The sequence below is a fragment of the Actinokineospora baliensis genome, from assembly GCF_016907695.1.
Taxonomy (GTDB): domain Bacteria; phylum Actinomycetota; class Actinomycetes; order Mycobacteriales; family Pseudonocardiaceae; genus Actinokineospora; species Actinokineospora baliensis.
In genome coordinates, this window is the sequence record NZ_JAFBCK010000001.1 from 5,899,973 (window position 1) to 5,918,855 (window position 18,883).

The following is an 18,883-nucleotide window of genomic DNA, read 5'->3' on the forward strand; positions in this document are numbered from 1 at the left end:
CCACCCGTGTGTGCCCGACCCGCCGACTACCGGCGGGCGACCGCGAAAACCAGGAACGCCAGTGCCGCGGCGACCGCGAGGCCGTGGAAGGCGGCGACGACCACCGCGGGCGCGGCGACCTCCAGCGCCGCGGCGCTGGCGACCATGCCCAGCGCGAACCCCGAGGTCTCGGCGGTGGCGGACAACCCGAACAGCCGCCCGCGCAGGTGGTCGGGCTCGGCCTGCAGCCGCGCGGTGTAGGTGATCTCGGCGAAGCCCTCGGCCAGCCCGGCCACCAGCGCCGACGCGCACACCAGCACCAGGGTGGTGTCGACGAAGGCCAGCGCGAACGACACCGACATGACGCAGGTCCCGATGGCGAACGCCCGGGCTCCCGGCTCGATCCGCCGCCACCTGGTCAGCACCAGGTGCGCGAGCACGATGCCCAGCGCCCACGCCGACCAGAACAGCGCCATGACCGTCGCGGGCCTGGCCGGATCGGCCGAGGCGGCGAACACCGGCAGCGCGATGTTGTGCGAGGACGAACTCAGCGCGTCGACCCCGCGCACGACCACCATGGCCAGCACCGCGGGCGCCACGACCCCCAGCAGCCGGATCCGGGTGCCCGGCGCGGCGTCCACTGCCGCTCCCCCGGGCGCACCCCGGTCGGCGATGACCCGCCCGAGCAGCACCAGCGCGACCGCGGAGGCGACGAAGCTGGCCGCGTTGAGCAGGAACGCCACCTCGAACCCGCCGGTGCCGATCACGATGCCCGCCGAGGCGAACCCGCCCACCGCGGCCAGCGAGCGCACCGTGACCAGCAGGCCGGTGACCCGCACCCGCTCGTCCTGGCCGAACAACTGGGGTACCGCGGTGCGCATCGCCACCAGGAAGGTGGTGTTGCCCGCACCGAGCACGACGACGACGCACGCCAGCAGCACCACCGACCGCGCCGCGGCGCCGACCGCCAGCACCACCATCGCGGCCAACTGGGCGAAGTCGGCGGCCAGCATCATCCGCCGCCGGTCGAGGCGACCGGCCAGCCTGCCCGCGATCGGCGCCGCGCAGACCCCGGCCGCCAAGCGCAACGACATGACCAGGCCGATGCCGATGGGGCTGCGGGTGACCTCGTAGGTGAAAAGGCTCAGCGCGATGATGTTCAGGTAGTTGCCGTACGAGGAGATGGCGTATCCGCTCACCAGCAGCGGGATTCCACCGGCACGCCGGGTCGCGATCCGCGCGTTCACCATGAGACCGCCATCGCTAACACCAGAAGCCCCCAAAGCGGCGCCGACCGCGGTCAATGTAACAGCGCCGTCATCGGCTGTCGACATCGGCGAACGTGTGACGATGCCCGCCGCGAAACTGCCGCGAGAACGGACAACGCCGCCAAGTGGACCATCCCGATGGGAAGTTTCGCCGACTATCGCGTGCGCCCGGCGGTTATCCGTGGTATCCCGACCGACGTCGATCGGACGCCATTGTTTCACCCATTCAGGCGCACCGGTCCGACACGGCCTCGGCATTCGCGGGCATTGAGCCGAATGCGGTTCGTCGAATCGGCCGCGCGCACCGGGCGAGTACGGTCGAAATGCACTCGGCGGACAACTCCGGTGGACATTTCACCGACTCGGGATTCACCACCGGTGCCGGTTTTCCGGGTAACGACAACGCGCACCGCCCCGCACCAGCACGGGGCGGTGCGCTCGGGTCACAGCCGCGTGGCGCGCAGGGTCAGCGTACCGGTGAGACCGCCGACCGCGTCGAGCGTGATCTTGTAGGTGCCGGTCTGCGGCAAGGAGAAGTCGGTGGTCCAGTCGACCCACTGGTTGCTATCGAGCTGGGTCCCGTTGGGGGCGAACACCCGCCACAGCAGGCCCGCGCGCTGGAACTGCGGGGACGCGTCGCTGCTGGCGATGCGCACCCGGCTGCCAGCGGTGCCGGAGAAGGTGAGGAAGGCGTTGCGGCCCGGCTCGGTCAGGGTGATCACCTTGGCGGTGCCGTCGACCGGCAGGACCCCGAGGTCGAGGTCGGTGGCGGCCACGGTCCACGCCTGCACGGTGATGGACCCGACCCGGGTGTCCTGCGGGTCGAACTCCACCCGGTAGGTGCCGGTCTGCGGAACCCTCAGCTGGATGTTCGCCCCGTTGTGGCGGGCCCAGTCCAACGGGCGCGACCCGTCCGGAGCGACCAGCCGCCACCGCACGAAGCAGCAGCCGTAGCTGGCCGACACCTGGCTGGTCTCGATCAGGATGTGCTGGCCCGCGGTGGCGGCGAGGGTGGTGTACCCGTTCTGGCCCGGACCGGTGAAGGTCAGCGTGCGCGGGGCGCCGGTGAGGACGTGAGCGCCCGCGTTGAGGTCGGCGGGCACGACCCAGCCGCGCAGGGTGAGGGCGCCGGTGCGGTCGGCGTCCGGGTCGAACACGACCTTGTAGGTGCCGCTCGTGGCCAGCGTCAGTTCGGGCACGTCGTCGCCGATGTGCTGGCTGACCACGGACCCGTCGGGGCCGAAGATCGTCCAGTACAGCCAGCAGCAGCCGAAGACCGCCTCGCCGCCCGAGGCCTCCAGGATCAGCCGCTGCCCGGCGGTGCCGGTGACCGTGATGGCGGTCGTGCCGCCCGGCCTGCCGATGGTGACCGTCTTCGCGGTGCCGCCGAGGGTCAGCGGCCCCGCGTCCACCTGCGGCTGCTCGTCCCACGCGGCCAGGGTGAGCGACCCGGTCAACACGCGCTGCGGGTCGACGACGACCTTGTAGGTGCCGGTCGCGGGCAGGACCAACTCCAGCACGGTCGTCTCGTGCATCGTCCCGCCGATCTGGACACCGGTCGGGCTGTAGAGCCGCCACTCCACGTTGACGATCGCCGTGGTCGCCTTGAACAGCACGCGCCGGTTGGCGGTGCCCGCGAAGCTGACGAAGGCGTTGCGGCCCGGTTGGGTGATGGTGACGGTCTTCTGGGCGCCGGTGAGCGCGAGCGCCCCGGCGTCCAGATCGGCGGGCACGGTCCACGCCCGCAAGGTGATCGACCCGGTCAGCGTGCCGTCCGGATCGATCACCACCTTGTAGGCGCCCGCGGCGGGCAAGGTCGTCTCGACCGCGGCGGTTGCCCAGCCGTTCGAACTCACCCGCGTGCCGTCGGCCTTGGCGACCCACCAGCTGACGGCACAACAGCCGAAGACCGGCGAGGCGTCGCTCGCCTGGATGATCAGCCGCTGGTTGGCCGACCCGGTGAACGTCGTGTAGGCGGTGTTGCCCGCCGTGGCGATGGTGACGACCTTCGCGGTGCCGTCCAACGGCTGGACACCGGCGTTGACGTCGGCGGCGGGCGCGGCCGCCGCCGGGAGGACGGACAGGAGCAAGGCGATGGTCGCGGTGGCCGAGAACAGGAATCTGCGCACCAAGGAACTCCTCGTTCGGGGGAGCCGGTGATCGCGCCCCGGCCGGGGGACTCGATCGGTCAGCGCATTCCTATCGCGCGCCGCGAACCCGCGGAACCCGGGTCATCCCAATGGCCGCAACCGAAATCCGTTAGGGGGCCGCCCGCTGTTCGACCGATAGCCGCGCCCCTCAGCCCGCCAGCACACCCACCACAACCGTCGAGTCCCGCTCGTCGCACACCCGCACTTCGGCCGCGAAACCCGCACCCGCGAACACATCCACCGACACCGGAGACTGCCGCTCACTCGTCTCCACCAGCAACGACCCACCCGGCCGCAACCACTCCGCCGCTCCCCCGGCGAGCAAGCGCTGGAACCGCAGGCCATCCGCGCCACCGTCCAAAGCAGACAGTGGTTCGTGCAGCCGGGCTTCCACCGGCATCCAATCGATCTCGTCGGTCGGTACATAGGGGACATTGGCGACGACCACGTCGAACGCGCCGCGCAGTGACCGGGGTAGCGGCTCGAACAGGTCTCCCTCGTACACCTCAGCCGCGGGCAGGTTGCGCCGTGCGCACGCCACCGCGGCCGGGTCCACATCCGAGGCGTGCAGCGCTATTCCGGGGACCGCGGCGGATATGGCGGCGCCGATCGCACCGCAGCCGCAGCACAGGTCCAGGACTACCGAGCCCGGTTGGCACAGTGCGGCCGCTTGCTCGGCGAGGAACTCCGTGCGGCGCCTCGGCACGAACACCCCGGGTGTCACCGCGACCCGCAGTCCCGCGAACTCGGCCCAGCCCAACAGGTGCTCCAGCGGCTCCCCGGCGACCCTGGCTGCGACCAGTTCGTCCAGTTCGGCCGGGGATCCGGCGGCCTCGGTCAGCAACCGGGCCTCGTCTTCGGCGAAAACACAACCGGCGGCCCGCAGCCGACGCACAACGTCCATGGTGGGCCGATCCTACTGCCCGACCCGGTCCGCCCGGGCCTCCAGGTAGCGCCGCTCGGGCAAGCTTGCCGTGCCGCGGGCGGCGAGGCGGTAGGACTCCCTGGCGCCGTCGAGGTCGCCGTCGAGTTCCAGCAGGTGCGCGCGGACGGCGGCGAGCCGGTGGTGGCCGTCGACGCGTTTGTCGCCCGCCAGCGAGTCCAGGACCGCCAGCCCGGCGCGCGGGCCGGACACCTGTGCGAGCGCCACCGCCCGGTTCACCGTGACCATCGGGTTCGGCGCGATGCGGTCGAGGATGTCGTAGAGCACCAGGATCTGCGCCCAGTCGGTCGAGTCGGTGTCGGCGGCCTCGGCGTGGACCGCGGCGATGGCCGACTGGAGCTGGTAGGGCCCCAGCGGCGCCCGCGACAGGGTGTCGGTCACCAGCGCGACCCCCTCGGTGATCGCGGCGCGGTCCCACAGCGAGCGGTCCTGCTCGGCCAGCGGCACCATCGCGCCGTCCGCAGTCGTGCGGGCCGCGCGGCGGGACTCGGTGAGCACCATCAGCGCCAGCAGACCGGTGACCTCGCCGTCGTCGGGCAGGAGCCCGTGCACGAGGCGGGTCAACCTGATGGCCTCCGCAGTGAGGTCGGCGCGGTTGAGGTCCGGACCGGACGAGGCCGTGTGCCCCTCGGTGAAGATCAGGTACAGGACGTGCAGCACCGCGCCGAGGCGGGCGCGGTCACCGCCGCGCGGGAACGCCTCCCCGCGCAGGCGGGTCTTCGCGCGGGAGATCCGCTGCGCCATCGTCGCTTCCGGGACCAGGAACGACGCCGCGATCTGCGCGGTGGTGAGCCCGCCGACCGCGCGCAGCGTCAACGCGATCTGCGAGGGGGTGCTCAGGTCGGGGTGGCAGCAGAGGAAGAACAACTCCAGCGTGTCGTCCTCGGCCGCGGCCAGGGGAACCAGCAGCTCGGCCTGCGCGGCGACGACGTCCTCGCGGCGACGCCTGGCGTTCTCGGACCGCCAGTGGTCGGTGAGCTTGCGGCCCGCCGCGGTGACCAGCCAGCCGGTCGGGTTGTCCGGCACCCCGTCGCGCGGCCAAGCGGTGACCGCGGCCAGCAGGGCCTCCTGCACCGCGTCCTCGCAGGCGTCGAACCGCCCGTGGTGGCGCACGAGCACGCCGAGGACCCGCGGCGCGCACTCGCGCAGCAGGTCCTCGACCGCGCTCGGGGTCACCAGCACCTCACATCTCGAAGCCGCTGGAGAACATCACCGGCCGCACCTCCACCGCGAGGCCGTCGATCCGCGCGTCGGGGATCATCCCGGCCAACTCGACGGCGCGCTCCTTGCTCTCGCAGTCGACCAGGTAGTAGCCGCCCATGTACTCCTTGGCCTCCACGAACGGCCCGTCGGTCACCACGGTCTCCCCGCCGCGGCCCGCCACCGTGACGCTGGTGCTCGGGTCGCCGAGCGCCTGGGTGCCGATCATCTCCCCGGACTCCTGCAGGGCCTTGATGAACGCCTGGTGGCCGGTCATCACGGCCTCGCGCTCCTGCTCGGTGAGCGCGTCCAGGATGGCGTTGTTGATCTGCATGATGAGCAGGAACTTCACAGTGGACTCCGGTGTGCTCCGGCGCGGCGCCGTCGGCCGCGCTCGCCCCCATGACGTGGCCGCGGGCGGGATCTCTACATCCCCGGGCGGATCGATTTCAGCACAGCCGCGAGGTGGGCGTCGGGTCGAGCAGCAGGTGCTCCGGTTCCCGGACCGCGCGCTCGCGCCAGGTGGGCGGGGTGGCCGGGACGGCGGTGTCCAGGGAGACCGTGACGAGCACGTGCTCACCCTCGCGGACCGGCAGGGCGGGGAACTCGTTCGGGCCGGGGTGGGTGGCCAGGACCAGCGGGTCCCGGCTCTGGTCGGCGAGGTCGTCGGCCGGGGCGTCGAAGTGGTGGACGCTGATCCGCACCGGCCCCGGTTCGGCGCGCGGCCCGGGGAACCCGCCGCGCACCGGCCGCAGCAGCAGGACGTCGTCGGAATCGATCATGGTGGCGTTGGCGGCGTCGCGGTGCGCGGCCCAGACCGGTCCTGAGTAGAACGCGGTCAGCGACGGCGCCCGGCCCGCCAGGTCGGCGAAGCCGCGCAGCCAGGTGAACCGGTCCGGTTCGGACGGTTGGCGGAAGGTGCCCAGGACCGGCATCCCGACGGCGGCCTGCGGCTCGACGAACTCCCGCTCGAAGAGCTCGATCAGCTCATCGCGCCTGCCCGGGTGCAGGGTGTAGCGGCGCAGTTCGACGATCTCCAGCACGGGTGACCTCCCCGGTCGTCGGGGTCGACATGATCAACCGCGTTGAGCAGCCCCCGGATCGAGCCTAGCGAGGGCCACCGACAGAACCGGGCGCGCGGACGGCTCGGGACAGGGGACGGCCGCCCGGCTGGGGGTCCCGGGCGGCCGTCGATTCGGGTGGTCGGTCAGGCGGTGCGGCTGCGGCGACCGCGCAGCTCGGTGAGGCGCTCGGTGAGCAGGTCCTCCAACTCCGCGATGGTGCGCCGCTCGAGGAGCATGTCCCAGTGGGTGCGCGGCGGCTTGATCTTCTTGGGCTCGGGGTCGGACCCGTCGATCATCTTGGATTCGGCGCCGTGCAGCCTGCACTCCCAGATCGAGGGGACCTCGGCGTCGTCGCTGAACGGCACCTCGAAGTCGTGACCCTTCGGGCACGCGTACCGGACCGTACGACGGGGGGCCAGGTCGTGGTTGCGGTCAGTCTCGTAGCTGACCGCACCTAGCCTGCTACCACGGAGAACACGGTCGGCCATAGCGGTGTCCTTTCACTGGGCCCGCCGGGACGGGCCAGGGTGTTGCTTACCCAGAGCAACGAGTGGATCGAGAAAATGATTCCCGTTCCGCCCGTCGCGATCGCTCAGGGTGACATGCTTCACCCGTCAACAACAGCATCCTCCTAAGAGATGCCACGTCTCCGGGATTGTGACGCGCGATCGCGGGAACGGCGCCAACATCTCACCCACTCGGGGGATGCTATCCACACCGGGGCGGATCAGGCGAACGCGAGTTGCCCTTGCACATCAGCGGTGGTCCGGGGGCCCGCGGGGCGGATGTGGCGCCCACCGCACCCCCGATAACGGACCGTAGCCCCTACGGTTCCCGAGCCACTGACGAATCGTCACCCTCCGTCGCCCCTTGAGCGGTCTCCGTATCGGCCGCACCGCGGGTGCTCACGCCCGGCCCGGGGTGGGCGATACTCCTCGGCGGGCCACGACCATGATCGGCCGTGGCCGGGGAGAGGAGCTCAGGTGGCGAAGTTGTACTTCTACTACTCGGCCATGAACGCCGGTAAGACCACCACGCTGCTGCAGAGCGCCCACAACTACCACGAGCGGTCCATGCGGACGCTGATCCTCACGCCGCGGGTCAACGACCGCAACGGCCACGGGGTGGTCGCTTCCCGCATCGGCCTGACCGCGCCCGGCCGGGCGTTCGGACCGGACGAGGACCTCTTCGAGGTGGTCACCGCGCAGGAGCCGCCGCATTGCGTGCTGGTGGACGAGGCCCAGTTCCTGACCAAGCGGCAGGTCTGGCAACTGACCGACGTGGTCGACCGGTTGGAGATCCCGGTGCTGGCCTACGGCCTGCGGACCGACTTCCGGGGCGAGCTGTTCGAGGGCTCGCAGTACCTGCTGGCCTGGGCCGACTCCCTCGAGGAGATCAAGACCATCTGCCACACCGGCAAGAAGGCCACCATGGTGGTCCGCACCGCCGCCGACGGCACCCCGGTCACCGGCGGCCCCCAGATCGAGATCGGCGGCAACGACCGCTACATGTCGGTGACCCGCAGCGAGTACAAGCGCATCACCGGCGGCGCCCATGCGCGCCCTGCGGACGCCACCACCTCGCCAGCCTCCCCCTGACATTCGGTCATCGAGCGGTCTGCGGGTAACGAGTTGAACGAACCAGGGATGCCCGGCATGGCCGACAAGCCGGGCGCGGTGTGGCTGCGCGAGAAAACGGACCGGCAGACCGGCGCCGAGGGGCTGACGATGCGCCGCTTGGCGCAGCGGCTCGGGGTCACCTCGACCGCGCTCTACTGGCACGTGGCGACGAAGGACGATGTCCAAGACCTGGCCGTGGGCCAGGTCTTGGTGCCACCGGCGTTCGGCTCGCCGTCCTCACCCGGGTGCTGGCCAACTACGTGATCGGGGCCGCGCTCACCGAAGCCACGTGGCGCCGGTCCGACGATCCGGGCGCGCGAGCCGAGGCCCGCAGGCACATCGCCGCGGACCAGGCCGCCTACCCGACCCTGGTCGCCTCCGGACACCTCGACGAGCGGTGGGACGACGACGACCTGTTCGACCGCGGTCTCGACGCCGTCCTCGCGACCGCGCTACCGGTGTGACCGCTGGCTACAGCAGGGCGGGCTCGGGGTTGCCCGCCGCCCGGATGGCTTTGCGGACCGGGACGAAGTACATGAGGACCAGGCCGATGGCGAAGAACACGACCAGCGAGATGATCGCGTAGCGGTAGGAGCCGGTGGTGCTGGCCATGACGGCGAACAGGAGGGGGCCCAGCCAGGAGGTCGCCCGCTCGCCCATCTCGTACACCGAGAAGTACTGCGCCTCCTTGCCCGCGGGCACCAGCTGGCTGAACAGCGACCGCGACAGCGCGTTCGTGCCGCCCAGCACCAGGCCGATGCCGCCCGCCAGCAGGTAGAACTGCAGCGCCTGCCCGGCCTGAACGAAGTACGCGGCGCCGATCACCACGACCCACACGGCCAGGCTCGCCATGATCGTCTTCTTGGCGCCGACCCTGCGGGCGAGCAGGCCGTGCAGCACGCCGCCGAAGAAGGCCACGAACTGCACGATCAGGATCGTGGTGATCAGCACGTCCGGCTCGAACTTGAGCTCTTCGCGGCCGTACTGGGCGGAGACGTTGGCGACGGTGGCGATGCCGTCGGTGTAGATCAGGTACGTACCGAGGAAGGCCAGGGTCAGCGGGTACGCGCGCGCCTCGCGCAGGGTGGTGCGCAGCTCGCGGAAGCCCGCGGTCAGCACGGACCCCTCGACGCCGGTGCCCTGCGGGCGTTCGTGGTGCCCGCGCAGCCGCCGCAGCGGGATCAGCGTGAACAGCGCCCACCAGATGCCCGAGAGCACGAACGCGATCTGCGCGGCGTTGCCCGCTGTGATGCCGATCGACTCCCGGAACAGGTAGATGACCAGCTGGATCGCCAGCGCCAGCCCGGACCCCAGGTACCCGAACGCCCAGCCGCGCGAGGACAGGCCGTCGCGCTCGTCGGCCGTGGCGATCTCCGGCAGGAACGAGTAGTAGATCACCACCGAGGTGCCGTAGCCGATGTTGCCGAGGATGAACAGCACCACCCCCAGCCCCCAGTTCGAGCCGCTGACCAGCGCCATCGCCATGGTGGCCAGCGAGCCGCCGAAGGCGAACGCGGCCATCATCGGCTTCTTGTTGCTCGACCGGTCGGCGATGGCGCCCATCAGCGGCACGATCAGCACCTGGATGACGGTGGCGATCGAGAGCAGGTACCCCCACAGCGAGCCAGCCGGGAAGTCCAGGCCGAACAGGCTGATGTCGCAGTCCCGCAGCTTGTCGGTGTTGCCCGCGCCGTCGGCCGGGCACGGGTTGGGCCCGTTGCGGGCGGTGTCGGCGATCGCGGCGGAGGCGGCGACCTCGGTGAGGTAGAGCGAGCCGAACACGGTGGTGACCGAGGTGGGGAACACCGAGTTCGCCCAGTCGTACCAGCACCAGCCCCGCTGCTCCCGCTTCCGGGCCTTCGGGCTGTCGTCCACCATGCTCAAAGCCGCCTCCGTGCGGTACGCGGGGTAACGCCGATCACGCAGGCGGGAGCGTACTGGCCGGGGCCGGTCAGTGGACGGGTCGAGTCCAAACAGTCACTTGGCGGATTCGCCAGCGGCGACGGTGCCGGTCGCGACCCCGGTGAGGGTGGACAGCGTGAACCCGCCGTGCTCGGCGACCGCGTCGCGCACCCGGCTCTCCACCACCGAAGCGAGCAGGTCCCAGGTGACCCCGGCGCCCTCCGGTCGCTGGTCGCGAAGCAGCGCGAGCGCCCGCGCGGTGTCCAGAGTGGTCGTGCCGCGCACGGGGGTGAGCGAGACGTCGGTGAGGTGCCTGCGCAGCCAGGCCTCGGCGTGGTCGAGGGAGAACCGCTCGTCGCCGTCGAGGAACGCGGGCGGGTCCACCACCCCGCAGTCGCGGGCCGCGGTCGTCCACAGCCCGCGCAGTTCCCTGCGGTGCGCCAGCGCGTTCGCCGAGATCACCACCCGGCCGCCGGGGCCGACGACCCTGGCGAACTCGGCCAGCGCGGCGTCGACGTCCTCGACCTCGGGCAGCGCGTGCAGCGCCACCACCGCCGCGGCCGACCCCGAGTGCAGCGGCAAGGCGTGCACCTCGGCCAGCAGGTCCGCCCCGACCGCGACGACCGCACCACGGGCCCGCAGCGCGGTCAGGATCCCGGGATCGGCCCCGATGACGACGGTCGGCCCGTCGCCGGGGTCACCGAGGGCGGCCACGACCGCCCCAAGCAGGTCCACCGCGTGGTGACCCCGCTCGCCCGCCCGCGTGTCGCCTGGTCGGGTGGTACCGGTCGCCGAGGGGGCCGATGGGGTGGTCACCGGAAAAGGATGCCCGCTCCGTGCCCGTTTCGGGAGCACCACGGGGGGATCTTCCCGCGTGTTGGGGTGATCCGCGCCGCACCCGGTTGTCCAGACCTCACGCGTGCTGCCAGAGCCCGCGCTCGACGAACACGTCCTTGAGCACCTGCGGCCGGTCGGTCATCAGCCCGTCGACGCCGAGGTCGAGCAGCTCGGTCATCTGCGCGGCCTCGTCGATGGTCCACACGTGGACCTCGGCCGCGCGGCGCTTGGCGGCGGCGATGAGGGCGGCGTCGACCACCCGCAGCGGCCCGTGCCGCACCGGGACCTGGGCGACCAGGGGTCGAGGACCGGGCCGCAGGACCGCGGCGGGCAGCCGCCGCGAGGCCCAGAAGGCGACCATGGCCCGCATCCCCATCGAGGTCAGCACCCCCGGTCCCGCCAGCTTGCGGATGCGGGCCAGCCGCGCCTCGGAGAACGACGCCAGGCACACCCGGTCGGCCGCGCCGGTCGCCCGCAGGACCTCCAGCACCGGCCCGATCGCCGCCTCGGACTTCACGTCGATGTTGATCCGCGCGTCCGGCAGCTCCTCCAGCAGGTCGGTCAGCCTGCTGACCGGCTCCCGCCCGCCGATCCTGGCCTGCGAGACCACCCGCCACGGCAGGGCCGCGACGCTGCCGGTGGCGTCGGTGGTGCGCTCCAGCGTGCTGTCGTGGTGCACGACGACGACACCGTCGCTGGTCGCGTGGACGTCGGTCTCCAGGTACCGGTAGCCGTGCTCGACCGCGCGGCGGAAGGCCGCGAGGGAGTTCTCCATGCCCGCCAGGTCGCCGTCGTGCCAGCCGCGGTGCACGAACGCGCGCGGGTGGGGGCCGTCGAAGAACCCGTGGCGGGCTGGTGAGGCGGGCACTCCCCGAGTGTGCCCCAACGGCGTGGCGCTGCGGTGCACTCCGGGTGTCGGACTAGCGTCACCGCCCATGTCCTCGACCACACCGCCCGCCGCCGCGCCCGCGACCGGTCGACGCCGCCCCGGTCGGGCGAACCCGTGCGGGTGGTGCGGCGCCCAGTTGCCGGACGAGGCGGGCACCGGGCGCAGGCGGCGCTACTGCGCCCAGTCGTGCAGGCAGCGCGCCTACGAGCGGCGGACGGCGGTGCAGCGCGGCGGCCTCCCGGAAGACGCCGTGGTGCTGTCCACGGCCGAGTTCGCCGACCTGCAGGACCGGCTGTTCCAGCTGCGCTGCGCCGCGGAGGACGTGCTGACCGCGGCCGAGGACGGCGCCACCCCCGCTGAGCTGGGCGAACTCGCCGAGCTCGTTCGCCTCGGCGCGAAAGACCTCGAGCGCCTGCGCTGAACATCACCAGTCCACTACGCTTCGTGCTCGTGTCCCCACGAGAACGGGTGAGGGGTTGGGGTGATGAGCGACACCGAGTGTGAGACCACGACACAGCCGGTGACCGAGCAGCCGGTCGACGGGGACGGTGCCGTCCCCACCGCCGCGGAGGACACCGCCGAGCAGGCTCCGGAGGACGTCGAGCCCGCGGGCGGTACCGACGCCGCGGCCGTGACCCGGCTCAGCCTCGTCCCCACCGGGACCGCCGCACCCGCGACCCCGGTCGTCGACGCCGCGGCCGTGCTGGCGACCACCGACACCGCGTTCGCGCTCACCGACCACCGCGGTCACATCGGCTGGGTCAACCCGGCCATGTCCGCGCTGCTGGGGCTGACCGCCGAGCAGAGCGTGGGCCGCGCGCTGACCGCCCTGCTGGCGGGCGCGCCGGACGGCCCGCGCGGCACCGACGTGGTCGTGTCCATCCCGCTGCCCGGTGGCGGTGGCCACCGCTGGCTGGAGATCCGCTGCACCCAGGCCCGGCACGGGCAACTGCTCTACCGGGTTTCCGACGTGTCCCGCTGGCGCGCCCGCGAGCTCGACGCCGCGGGCCTCGCGGGCCACCAGGACGAACTGCTGCGGATGGTCGACGAGGACCCGCTGACCGGCCTGCCCAACCGGCGCGCGCTGACCAGGGAGCTCGAGCGGCAGCTGGCGCTGGGGGCGCGCGGGGCGTTCCTGCTGCTGGACCTCGACCACTTCAAGGACATCAACGACCTGCACGGCCACCCCACCGGTGACCGCGTCATGTGCACCCTGGCCTCGCTCTTACGCGACCGCCTCGGCGGAGTGCAGGGTCAGGTGCTGGGCAGGCTCTCCGGCGACGAGTTCGCCGCGGTGCTGGCCGACACCGACGAGCGCGAGGCCGTGGCGGTCGCCGACCGGTTGCGCAACGCCATCGCCGCGATCCCGATGAGCGGGGTCGCCGGGGCCAGCCGGATCACCATCAGCGTGGGCATCGCGACCTTCGACACCGGCGTCGGCTGGCAGGAGGTCCTGGCCAACGCGGACATGGCGCTCTACGCGTCGAAGGCGGCGGGCCGCAACCGGGTCACCGTCTACGAGCAGGGCCACTACAAGGACACCGCGCTGCGGGTGACCGTGATCGAACGGGTCCGCGCGGCGCTCAAGCACGGCGGGTTCGTGCTCAACGCGATGCCGATGGTCAAGCTGGGCAGCGGCCGGGTGATCGGCCACGAGCTGCTGCTGCGGCTGGAGGACGGCCGCGAGCCCCGGCTGGGCCCCGGGGAGTTCCTGCTGGCCGCCGAGCGCAGCGACCTGGTCTTCGAGATCGACCGCTGGGTGGCCGACAAGGCGATCGAGGCGCTGGTCGAGCACCCGTACCCCGGCCTGCGGTTCAACGTCAACGTCTCCGGCCGCACCCTGGAGGACGAGGACTTCGGCGGGTTCGTGCTCGACCGGCTGACCGCGGCGGGCGTGGCCCCCGGCAGGCTGGGGTTCGAGATCACCGAGACCGCCGCGGTGACCAACCTCGACGCCGCGCGCAGCCTCGCCCAGCAGCTGCGGGCCAGCGGCTGCCGGATCACCCTGGACGACTTCGGGTCCGGTTTCGGCTCGTTCGTGCACCTCAAGCAGCTGCCGATCACCGGTCTCAAGATCGACGGCGAGTTCATCCACGGCATCGACTACGGCAGCCGCGACACCGTGCTGGTGCAGGGCATCGTCGACATCGCCCGGGGCCTGGGCCTGTCGGTCGTGGCCGAGTGGGTCGAGCGCGCGACCCAGGTCGAGGCGCTCTCGCGGCTGGGCGTGCGGGTCGCGCAGGGCTTCCACCTCGGCGAACCCGAACCGCTGGACGCACTGCTCGCCCGCCCGCACGGCGCCTGGATGCGGCGGCCCACCCTCATGTCCGACGCGCCCCTGGCCGCCCAGGCCAGGACCGGGCCGAGCCCCACCTAGTCCGGAACGCGGCTGGTCGGTGTGACCAGCCGCGCGGTGGACCTGGTCAGCGCTTGCGGGTGAACAGCGACTTGAGCTGGGTGCCGCGGCGGCGCAGGCCCCACTTGGTGACCCGCAGGTACGCCTCGCGGACGATGTTGCCGCTCATCTTCGACTCGCCGCGCTCGCGCTCGGCGAAGGTGATGGGCACCTCGCGGACGGTGAAGCCCGCCTCGATGGTGCGCCAGGCCAGGTCGATCTGGAAGCAGTAGCCCTGGGAGGCGACGGTGTTGAGCTTGAGCTTCTCCAGGACCTCGCGGCGGAACGCGCGGTAGCCGCCGGTGATGTCCTTGGGCTTGGCGCCCAGGGCGAGGCGGGCGTAGAGGTTGCCGCCGCGGGAGAGGAACTCCCGGTGCCACGGCCAGTTCACCACCTTGCCGCCGGGGACGTAGCGCGACCCCAGGACCAGATCGGCGTCGGGGAGGGCGGCCAGCAGCCGCGGCAGGTCCTCGGGGGCGTGCGAGCCGTCGGCGTCCATCTCGACGACGACCGCGTAGTCGCGCTCCAGGGCCCACCCGAACCCGGCGATGTAGGCGGCACCCAGGCCCGCCTTCTCGGTGCGGTGCAGCACGTGCACCCGCTCGTCGGCGGCGGCGAGCTCGTCGGCGAGGTCGCCGGTGCCGTCGGGGCTGCCGTCGTCGACGACCAGGGTGTGGGCGTCGGGCAGCACCGCGTGCAGGCGCCGAACGATGGGCTCGAGGTTCTCCCGCTCGTTGTAGGTCGGGATCACCACCAGCACCGGTTCGAGCTGCCCCTGGCCCTGCGGCTGGTCCATCCGTTCGTTCCTCTCCGGCATCACTGCACCCGGCCCCGCCTGGCCCGCACCGCGGTGAACACCAGGGCGGCGAGCGCGACGGCGACCATGACCCGTTCGGGCCAGGCTCCCAATCGGTCCGCAATGGTAGTGGCCGTGCGCAGCGGCACGCGTTCGACCAGCGCTGCGGGGGTGAACAGGTCCGTGCGCTGGCTCACCGAGCCGTCCGGCCGCACGATCGCCGACACCCCGCTGGTGGCCGCGACGACCACCGCGCGGCCGTGTTCGACGGCGCGGACGCGGTCCATCGCCAGCTGCTGGTAGGTCATCTCGCTGCGGCCGAAGGTGGCGTTGTTGGTCGGCACCGCCAGCAGGTTGGACCCGTTGAGCACCGAGTCGCGCACGACACCGTCGAAGGCGACCTCGTAGCAGGTGACCAGGGCGACCCTGGCGTCGGCCATGGCGAACACGGTCGCCTCGGTGCCGGGGACGAAGTTGCCTGCGCGCTCGACGGCGCTGCTGAAGATCTTGAAGAACGAGCGCATCGGCATGGTCTCGCCGAAGGGCTGCAGCTGGCGCTTGGTGTAGAAGTCGACGGGGCCGCGCTCAGGGTCCCAGAGGATCACCGTGTTGCGCGGCAGCTTGTCGTCGCCGACCACCACCGCGCCCAGGGCGATCGGGACGCCGACGTCCTTGGCCGCCTGGTCGATGAGCTGGTAGGCGTCGGCGTTGCGCAGCGGGTCGATGTCGGAGGCGTTCTCCGGCCAGATCACCAGGTCCGGCTGGGCGGCCTTGCCGGAGCGGATGTCGGCGGCGAGCTGCTCGGTGCGGCGGACGTGGTTGTCGAGCACGGCGCGGCGCTGGGCGTTGAAGTCCAGACCGGCGCGCGGCACGTTGCCCTGGACGGCGGCGACGGTCACCTCGCCCGCGTCGGCGTCGGTGCCCACCAGCGGCCCCGTGGCGATCGCGGCGGCCAGTGGGACGACCACGGCCAGGGCGGGGACGGCCAGCGCCCGGACCTCGCGCGCGGCGACCCGGCGGACGGCCTCGCCGAGGCCGAACCCGGTGAGCGTCACCGCGAACGCGATAAGCGGGGTGCCGCCGAGCGCGGCGAGGTACAGGTACGGGCCCTCGGGCTGGCTGAAGGCGATCCGCGCCCAGGGGAACCCGCCGAAGGGGAACAACGACCGCAGGTACTCCCCCGCGACCCAGATCAGCGCCGCGAACACGACACCGCCGGGCAGCCGCATGACAACGGGCACGGCCATGCAGGCGACGGCCACCAGCAACGCCTCCAGCGCGCTGAGCGGCAGCCAGGCGACCGGACCGACGAAGATCCCCGTCCAGGCCAGCAGCGGTGTCATGAAGCCGAGTCCGAAGAGGAACCCGTAGCCGAGCGCGGCCTTGAGGCGGCGGCCGTGCAGGACCAGGCCGAGGACGGCGAAGCCCAGCGGCGCCAGCCACCAGAGGGTGCGCGGCGGGACGCTCAGGTAGACCAGCCCGCCGCCCGCGAGCGCGGAGAGGGCACGGGCCAGGATCCAGGCCTTCGGCCGGGCTGGTGAGCCGGTGACCTCGGGCTCTGGGGTGACGGCGGGGGCGACCACCCGGTCAGCGTACGGGCCGCCGCCTGAGGCCCCGGTGTGGGGACGCACCGCAGGTCGGAGGCAACTCTCAAGGTGAACTAGAGGGTGAGGGTGGCGCAAAACTCAGTCTCAAGTAGAGGGTTGGAGCGACTACGGTCTGAACCGTGGCAGAACAGTGGCGCGTCGAGTTCGACGCCGAGGTGACCTTTCGCAACGGTGGCTCGCTGAGCGTGCGCGGCTTCCGGTTGGACTCCCCCACCGCGGAGCTGTCCGACGCCGAGACCGGCGAGTCGTTGGTGCGCCACCTCGGCCTGCTGATGGTCGGCTCGGTGGCGGTGACCAACCGGCGGATGATCGCCGAGCCGCACAAGGGCTCGCGCGGTGTCGAGGTCAGCAGGCCCGCGACCCGGCTGGTCGACCTGAGCCACCCGATCCGCGAGGGCATGATCACCTACCCCGGTGTCCCCGGCCCCGAGTTCGGCGACCACCTGACCCGCGAGGCGTCCCGGTCGGTCTACGGTCCGGGCACCGAGTTCCACATCGGCAAGATCTCGCTGGTCGCGAACACCGGCACCTACGTGGACAGCCCGTTCCACCGCTACCCCGACGGCACCGACCTGGCCGGGTTGCCGCTGGAGCGGCTGGCCGACCTCGACGCCGTCGTGGTGCGGGTCGCCGGTGACGGCCTGCGGGCGGTGGACCGGGCGGCGCTGCTGCCCTTCGACGTGACCGGGCGGGCCGTGCTGGTGCACACCGGGTTCGCCGCGAACTGGGGCACCGACGGGTACTTCACCGACCACCCGCACCTGACCGCCGACGCCGCGGACTGGCTCGTCGAGCAGGGTGCCGCGCTGGTCGGGATCGACAGCCTGAACATCGACTCCACCGACGGGCCGCACCGCCCGGTGCACACGGCGCTGCTCGCGGCGGGCATCCCGGTGGTCGAGCACCTGCGCGGCCTGGAACAGCTCCCGGCGTCGGGGTTCCGGTTTCACGCGGTGCCCGCCCCGGTGGTGGAGTTCGGCACCTTCCCGGTGCGCGCCTACGCCGTCTTGTGACGGGCGAGGCGCACGGTCAGCACCAGGTGGACGAGGATGAGCGGCGCCCACCCGTAGCGCTCCCACGGGCTCGGTGACGCGGCGTTCATCAGGAGCCCCGCGGCGAGCAGGGCCACGATGACCCAGGTGCCGATCCTGGCCACCTTCGTCGACACCGGGACCTCGAACCCGCCGCGGCGCAGCAGCACAACCGCCGCCACCGCCCACAGGAGCACGGCGACACCGCTGGCCACTCGCAGCCCGGTCGGCAGTTCGGCCGCCTGACCACCCCACGCCGCCCGTCCCCACGGCGCGCCCGCCGCGAGCGCGATCTGGAACGCCGAAACGACCCCGCAGATCGCGGCGGCGGCGACACTGGTCTTCCTCATGACTCCCCCAATTCGGCCAGGGACTCTTCCGCCCAGGCGATGGCTGCGCGCGCGGTGTGCTCCCCCGCGGCGATCGTGATCAACGCGTAGGGCGCATCGGCCCCACCTTCAGCGGACACCGCGGCCCGCGGCGCGGCGTACTCGGACAACTGCCGCCGCGCGTCCCCCAAGGCATCGCGCAACAACGCCCGACAAGCCTCCGGCCCGAGTTGGCGGCCGAAGAAGAGCCGCAACATCAGCCCGTTGCGCGGCGGCACCCGCTGCGCGGGCTCGGCCAGCAACTCCTTGAGCCGAGCCTCCCCCACCCCCGTCAACTCGTACGGCGCCGCCTTGTCCACCCGGCGCACGTACCCCTCCCCCTCCAGCGCCGCCAGGGTCGGGTAGATCTGCCCGAAGCTCTCACTCCAGAAGTGCCCGAGCACGTCCCGGATCGCCTCCCGGACCGCGTACCCGGTCATCGGCGCCACGCTCAACGCCCCCAGCACCGCCACCTCCGTCTGACTCCTGCGCGCCATGCCACCCCTCTCTGTCAGATATATCTAACAGATACCACGCCGCGTCCACCCCCGTCCACCTCCCCGCCCCGACCCACCGCGGCGGTTCCGCCGCCCGAAGCCCGCGCGGTTCCGGGAAAACAGCGGACAATCCGACCGGAATGGTGGGCCGATCACGAACCCCAACAAGTACCGAAACCGGACTGAGCGCAATTCCCGCGCGTGAGCACCGCGTCCACAGCAGACGCCGTTCACCTCAGCCGCAACCACCCCTCTGGAACGATACAGCGCCTGGTTGGACCAACCGAGAACACGGCTGGTGACCGGATCGGTTCAGGCAGGACGGACGTGCCGACAAA

Annotated in this window: 20 protein-coding genes; 6 read left to right on the top strand and 14 right to left on the bottom strand. The window is 72.0% G+C overall.

The features are described 5' to 3' along the window. Positions 1–26: 26 nt before the first annotated feature. From JOD54_RS26240 to JOD54_RS26270, 7 genes are all read right to left on the bottom strand, one after another. Positions 27–1,178, bottom strand: coding sequence for an MFS transporter (locus JOD54_RS26240; RefSeq protein WP_204454211.1), 1,152 nt, complete (start codon positions 1,176–1,178; stop codon positions 27–29). 512 nt (positions 1,179–1,690) lie between these two features. Beyond that, entirely contained in the window at positions 1,691–3,376 is a 1,686-nt protein-coding gene (locus JOD54_RS26245; protein ID WP_204454213.1) for a hypothetical protein, read from the bottom strand. Positions 3,377–3,545: 169 nt separating this feature from the next. Continuing rightward, positions 3,546–4,301, bottom strand: coding sequence for a putative protein N(5)-glutamine methyltransferase (locus tag JOD54_RS26250; protein WP_204454216.1), 756 nt, complete (start codon positions 4,299–4,301; stop codon positions 3,546–3,548). Positions 4,302–4,313: 12 nt separating this feature from the next. Beyond that, positions 4,314–5,516 (bottom strand): RNA polymerase sigma factor, encoded by a 1,203-nt coding sequence (locus JOD54_RS26255; RefSeq protein ID WP_204454218.1) that lies wholly within the window; start codon positions 5,514–5,516, stop codon positions 4,314–4,316. Positions 5,517–5,523: 7 nt separating this feature from the next. Continuing rightward, on the bottom strand, positions 5,524–5,892 hold the full coding sequence (locus tag JOD54_RS26260; RefSeq protein ID WP_204454220.1) for a YciI family protein: 369 nt from the start codon (positions 5,890–5,892) through the stop codon (positions 5,524–5,526). A 97-nt stretch (positions 5,893–5,989) separates the two neighbouring features. Further along, complete coding sequence (locus tag JOD54_RS26265) at positions 5,990–6,583, bottom strand: NIPSNAP family protein (protein WP_204454222.1); 594 nt, start codon at positions 6,581–6,583, stop codon at positions 5,990–5,992. A 164-nt stretch (positions 6,584–6,747) separates the two neighbouring features. After that, the gene (locus JOD54_RS26270; RefSeq protein WP_204454225.1) at positions 6,748–7,092 is read right to left on the bottom strand and encodes an RNA polymerase-binding protein RbpA; all 345 of its coding nucleotides are present in this window, start codon (positions 7,090–7,092) and stop codon (positions 6,748–6,750) included. A 495-nt stretch (positions 7,093–7,587) separates the two neighbouring features. Between JOD54_RS26270 and JOD54_RS26275 the strand changes: the two genes are divergently transcribed. Genes JOD54_RS26275 through JOD54_RS34700 form a run of 3 tightly spaced genes read left to right on the top strand, consistent with a single transcriptional unit; the run spans position 7,588 to position 8,687 of the window. Continuing rightward, entirely contained in the window at positions 7,588–8,202 is a 615-nt protein-coding gene (locus tag JOD54_RS26275; RefSeq protein WP_204454227.1) for a thymidine kinase, read from the top strand. 57 nt (positions 8,203–8,259) lie between these two features. Further along, complete coding sequence (locus tag JOD54_RS34695) at positions 8,260–8,487, top strand: TetR family transcriptional regulator (RefSeq protein ID WP_239573512.1); 228 nt, start codon at positions 8,260–8,262, stop codon at positions 8,485–8,487. Continuing rightward, positions 8,469–8,687 carry a hypothetical protein gene (locus tag JOD54_RS34700; protein ID WP_239573513.1) on the top strand — a complete coding sequence of 73 codons (219 nt, stop codon included), beginning with the start codon at positions 8,469–8,471 and terminating at the stop codon, positions 8,685–8,687. The genes JOD54_RS34695 and JOD54_RS34700 overlap by 19 nt, the downstream gene beginning before the upstream one ends. 7 nt (positions 8,688–8,694) lie before the next feature. On the opposite strand, the gene JOD54_RS26285 is transcribed toward JOD54_RS34700, so the two are convergent. The 3 genes from JOD54_RS26285 to JOD54_RS26295 all read right to left on the bottom strand — a co-directional run bounded on the left by JOD54_RS26285 (position 8,695) and on the right by JOD54_RS26295 (position 11,830). Continuing rightward, the gene (locus tag JOD54_RS26285; protein ID WP_204456617.1) at positions 8,695–10,101 is read right to left on the bottom strand and encodes an MFS transporter; all 1,407 of its coding nucleotides are present in this window, start codon (positions 10,099–10,101) and stop codon (positions 8,695–8,697) included. Positions 10,102–10,200: 99 nt separating this feature from the next. Next, a complete protein-coding gene (locus tag JOD54_RS26290; RefSeq protein WP_204454230.1) occupies positions 10,201–10,941 on the bottom strand; it encodes a methyltransferase domain-containing protein in 741 nt (246 codons plus the stop codon). 97 nt (positions 10,942–11,038) lie between these two features. Next, complete coding sequence (locus tag JOD54_RS26295; RefSeq protein WP_307860286.1) at positions 11,039–11,830, bottom strand: glycerophosphodiester phosphodiesterase family protein; 792 nt, start codon at positions 11,828–11,830, stop codon at positions 11,039–11,041. A gap of 67 nt (positions 11,831–11,897) precedes the next feature. Here JOD54_RS26295 and JOD54_RS26300 point away from each other — a divergent pair, with 67 nt between their 5' ends. Both JOD54_RS26300 and JOD54_RS26305 read left to right on the top strand, forming a co-directional pair. Further along, positions 11,898–12,272 (top strand): hypothetical protein, encoded by a 375-nt coding sequence (locus JOD54_RS26300; protein ID WP_204454234.1) that lies wholly within the window; start codon positions 11,898–11,900, stop codon positions 12,270–12,272. A 63-nt stretch (positions 12,273–12,335) separates the two neighbouring features. Beyond that, positions 12,336–14,228, top strand: coding sequence for a putative bifunctional diguanylate cyclase/phosphodiesterase (locus JOD54_RS26305; RefSeq protein ID WP_239573514.1), 1,893 nt, complete (start codon positions 12,336–12,338; stop codon positions 14,226–14,228). Positions 14,229–14,274: 46 nt separating this feature from the next. Here JOD54_RS26305 and JOD54_RS26310 read toward each other — a convergent pair whose 3' ends face one another. Together JOD54_RS26310 and lnt are read right to left on the bottom strand one after the other, a co-directional pair. Continuing rightward, positions 14,275–15,042, bottom strand: coding sequence for a polyprenol monophosphomannose synthase (locus JOD54_RS26310; RefSeq protein ID WP_204454236.1), 768 nt, complete (start codon positions 15,040–15,042; stop codon positions 14,275–14,277). 20 nt (positions 15,043–15,062) lie between these two features. Next, positions 15,063–16,625 carry an apolipoprotein N-acyltransferase gene (gene lnt / locus JOD54_RS26315; protein WP_204454238.1) on the bottom strand — a complete coding sequence of 521 codons (1,563 nt, stop codon included), beginning with the start codon at positions 16,623–16,625 and terminating at the stop codon, positions 15,063–15,065. Positions 16,626–16,768: 143 nt separating this feature from the next. Here lnt and JOD54_RS26320 point away from each other — a divergent pair, with 143 nt between their 5' ends. Next, positions 16,769–17,662 (top strand): cyclase family protein, encoded by an 894-nt coding sequence (locus JOD54_RS26320; protein ID WP_204454240.1) that lies wholly within the window; start codon positions 16,769–16,771, stop codon positions 17,660–17,662. Here the strand turns inward: JOD54_RS26320 and JOD54_RS26325 are convergent. Then, positions 17,647–18,030, bottom strand: coding sequence for a hypothetical protein (locus tag JOD54_RS26325; protein WP_204454242.1), 384 nt, complete (start codon positions 18,028–18,030; stop codon positions 17,647–17,649). The genes JOD54_RS26320 and JOD54_RS26325 overlap by 16 nt on opposite strands. Continuing rightward, positions 18,027–18,545, bottom strand: a complete 519-nt coding sequence (locus tag JOD54_RS26330) for a PadR family transcriptional regulator (protein ID WP_204454244.1) — start codon at positions 18,543–18,545, stop codon at positions 18,027–18,029. Before JOD54_RS26330 ends, JOD54_RS26325 begins: the two co-directional genes overlap by 4 nt. Positions 18,546–18,883 lie beyond the last annotated feature (338 nt).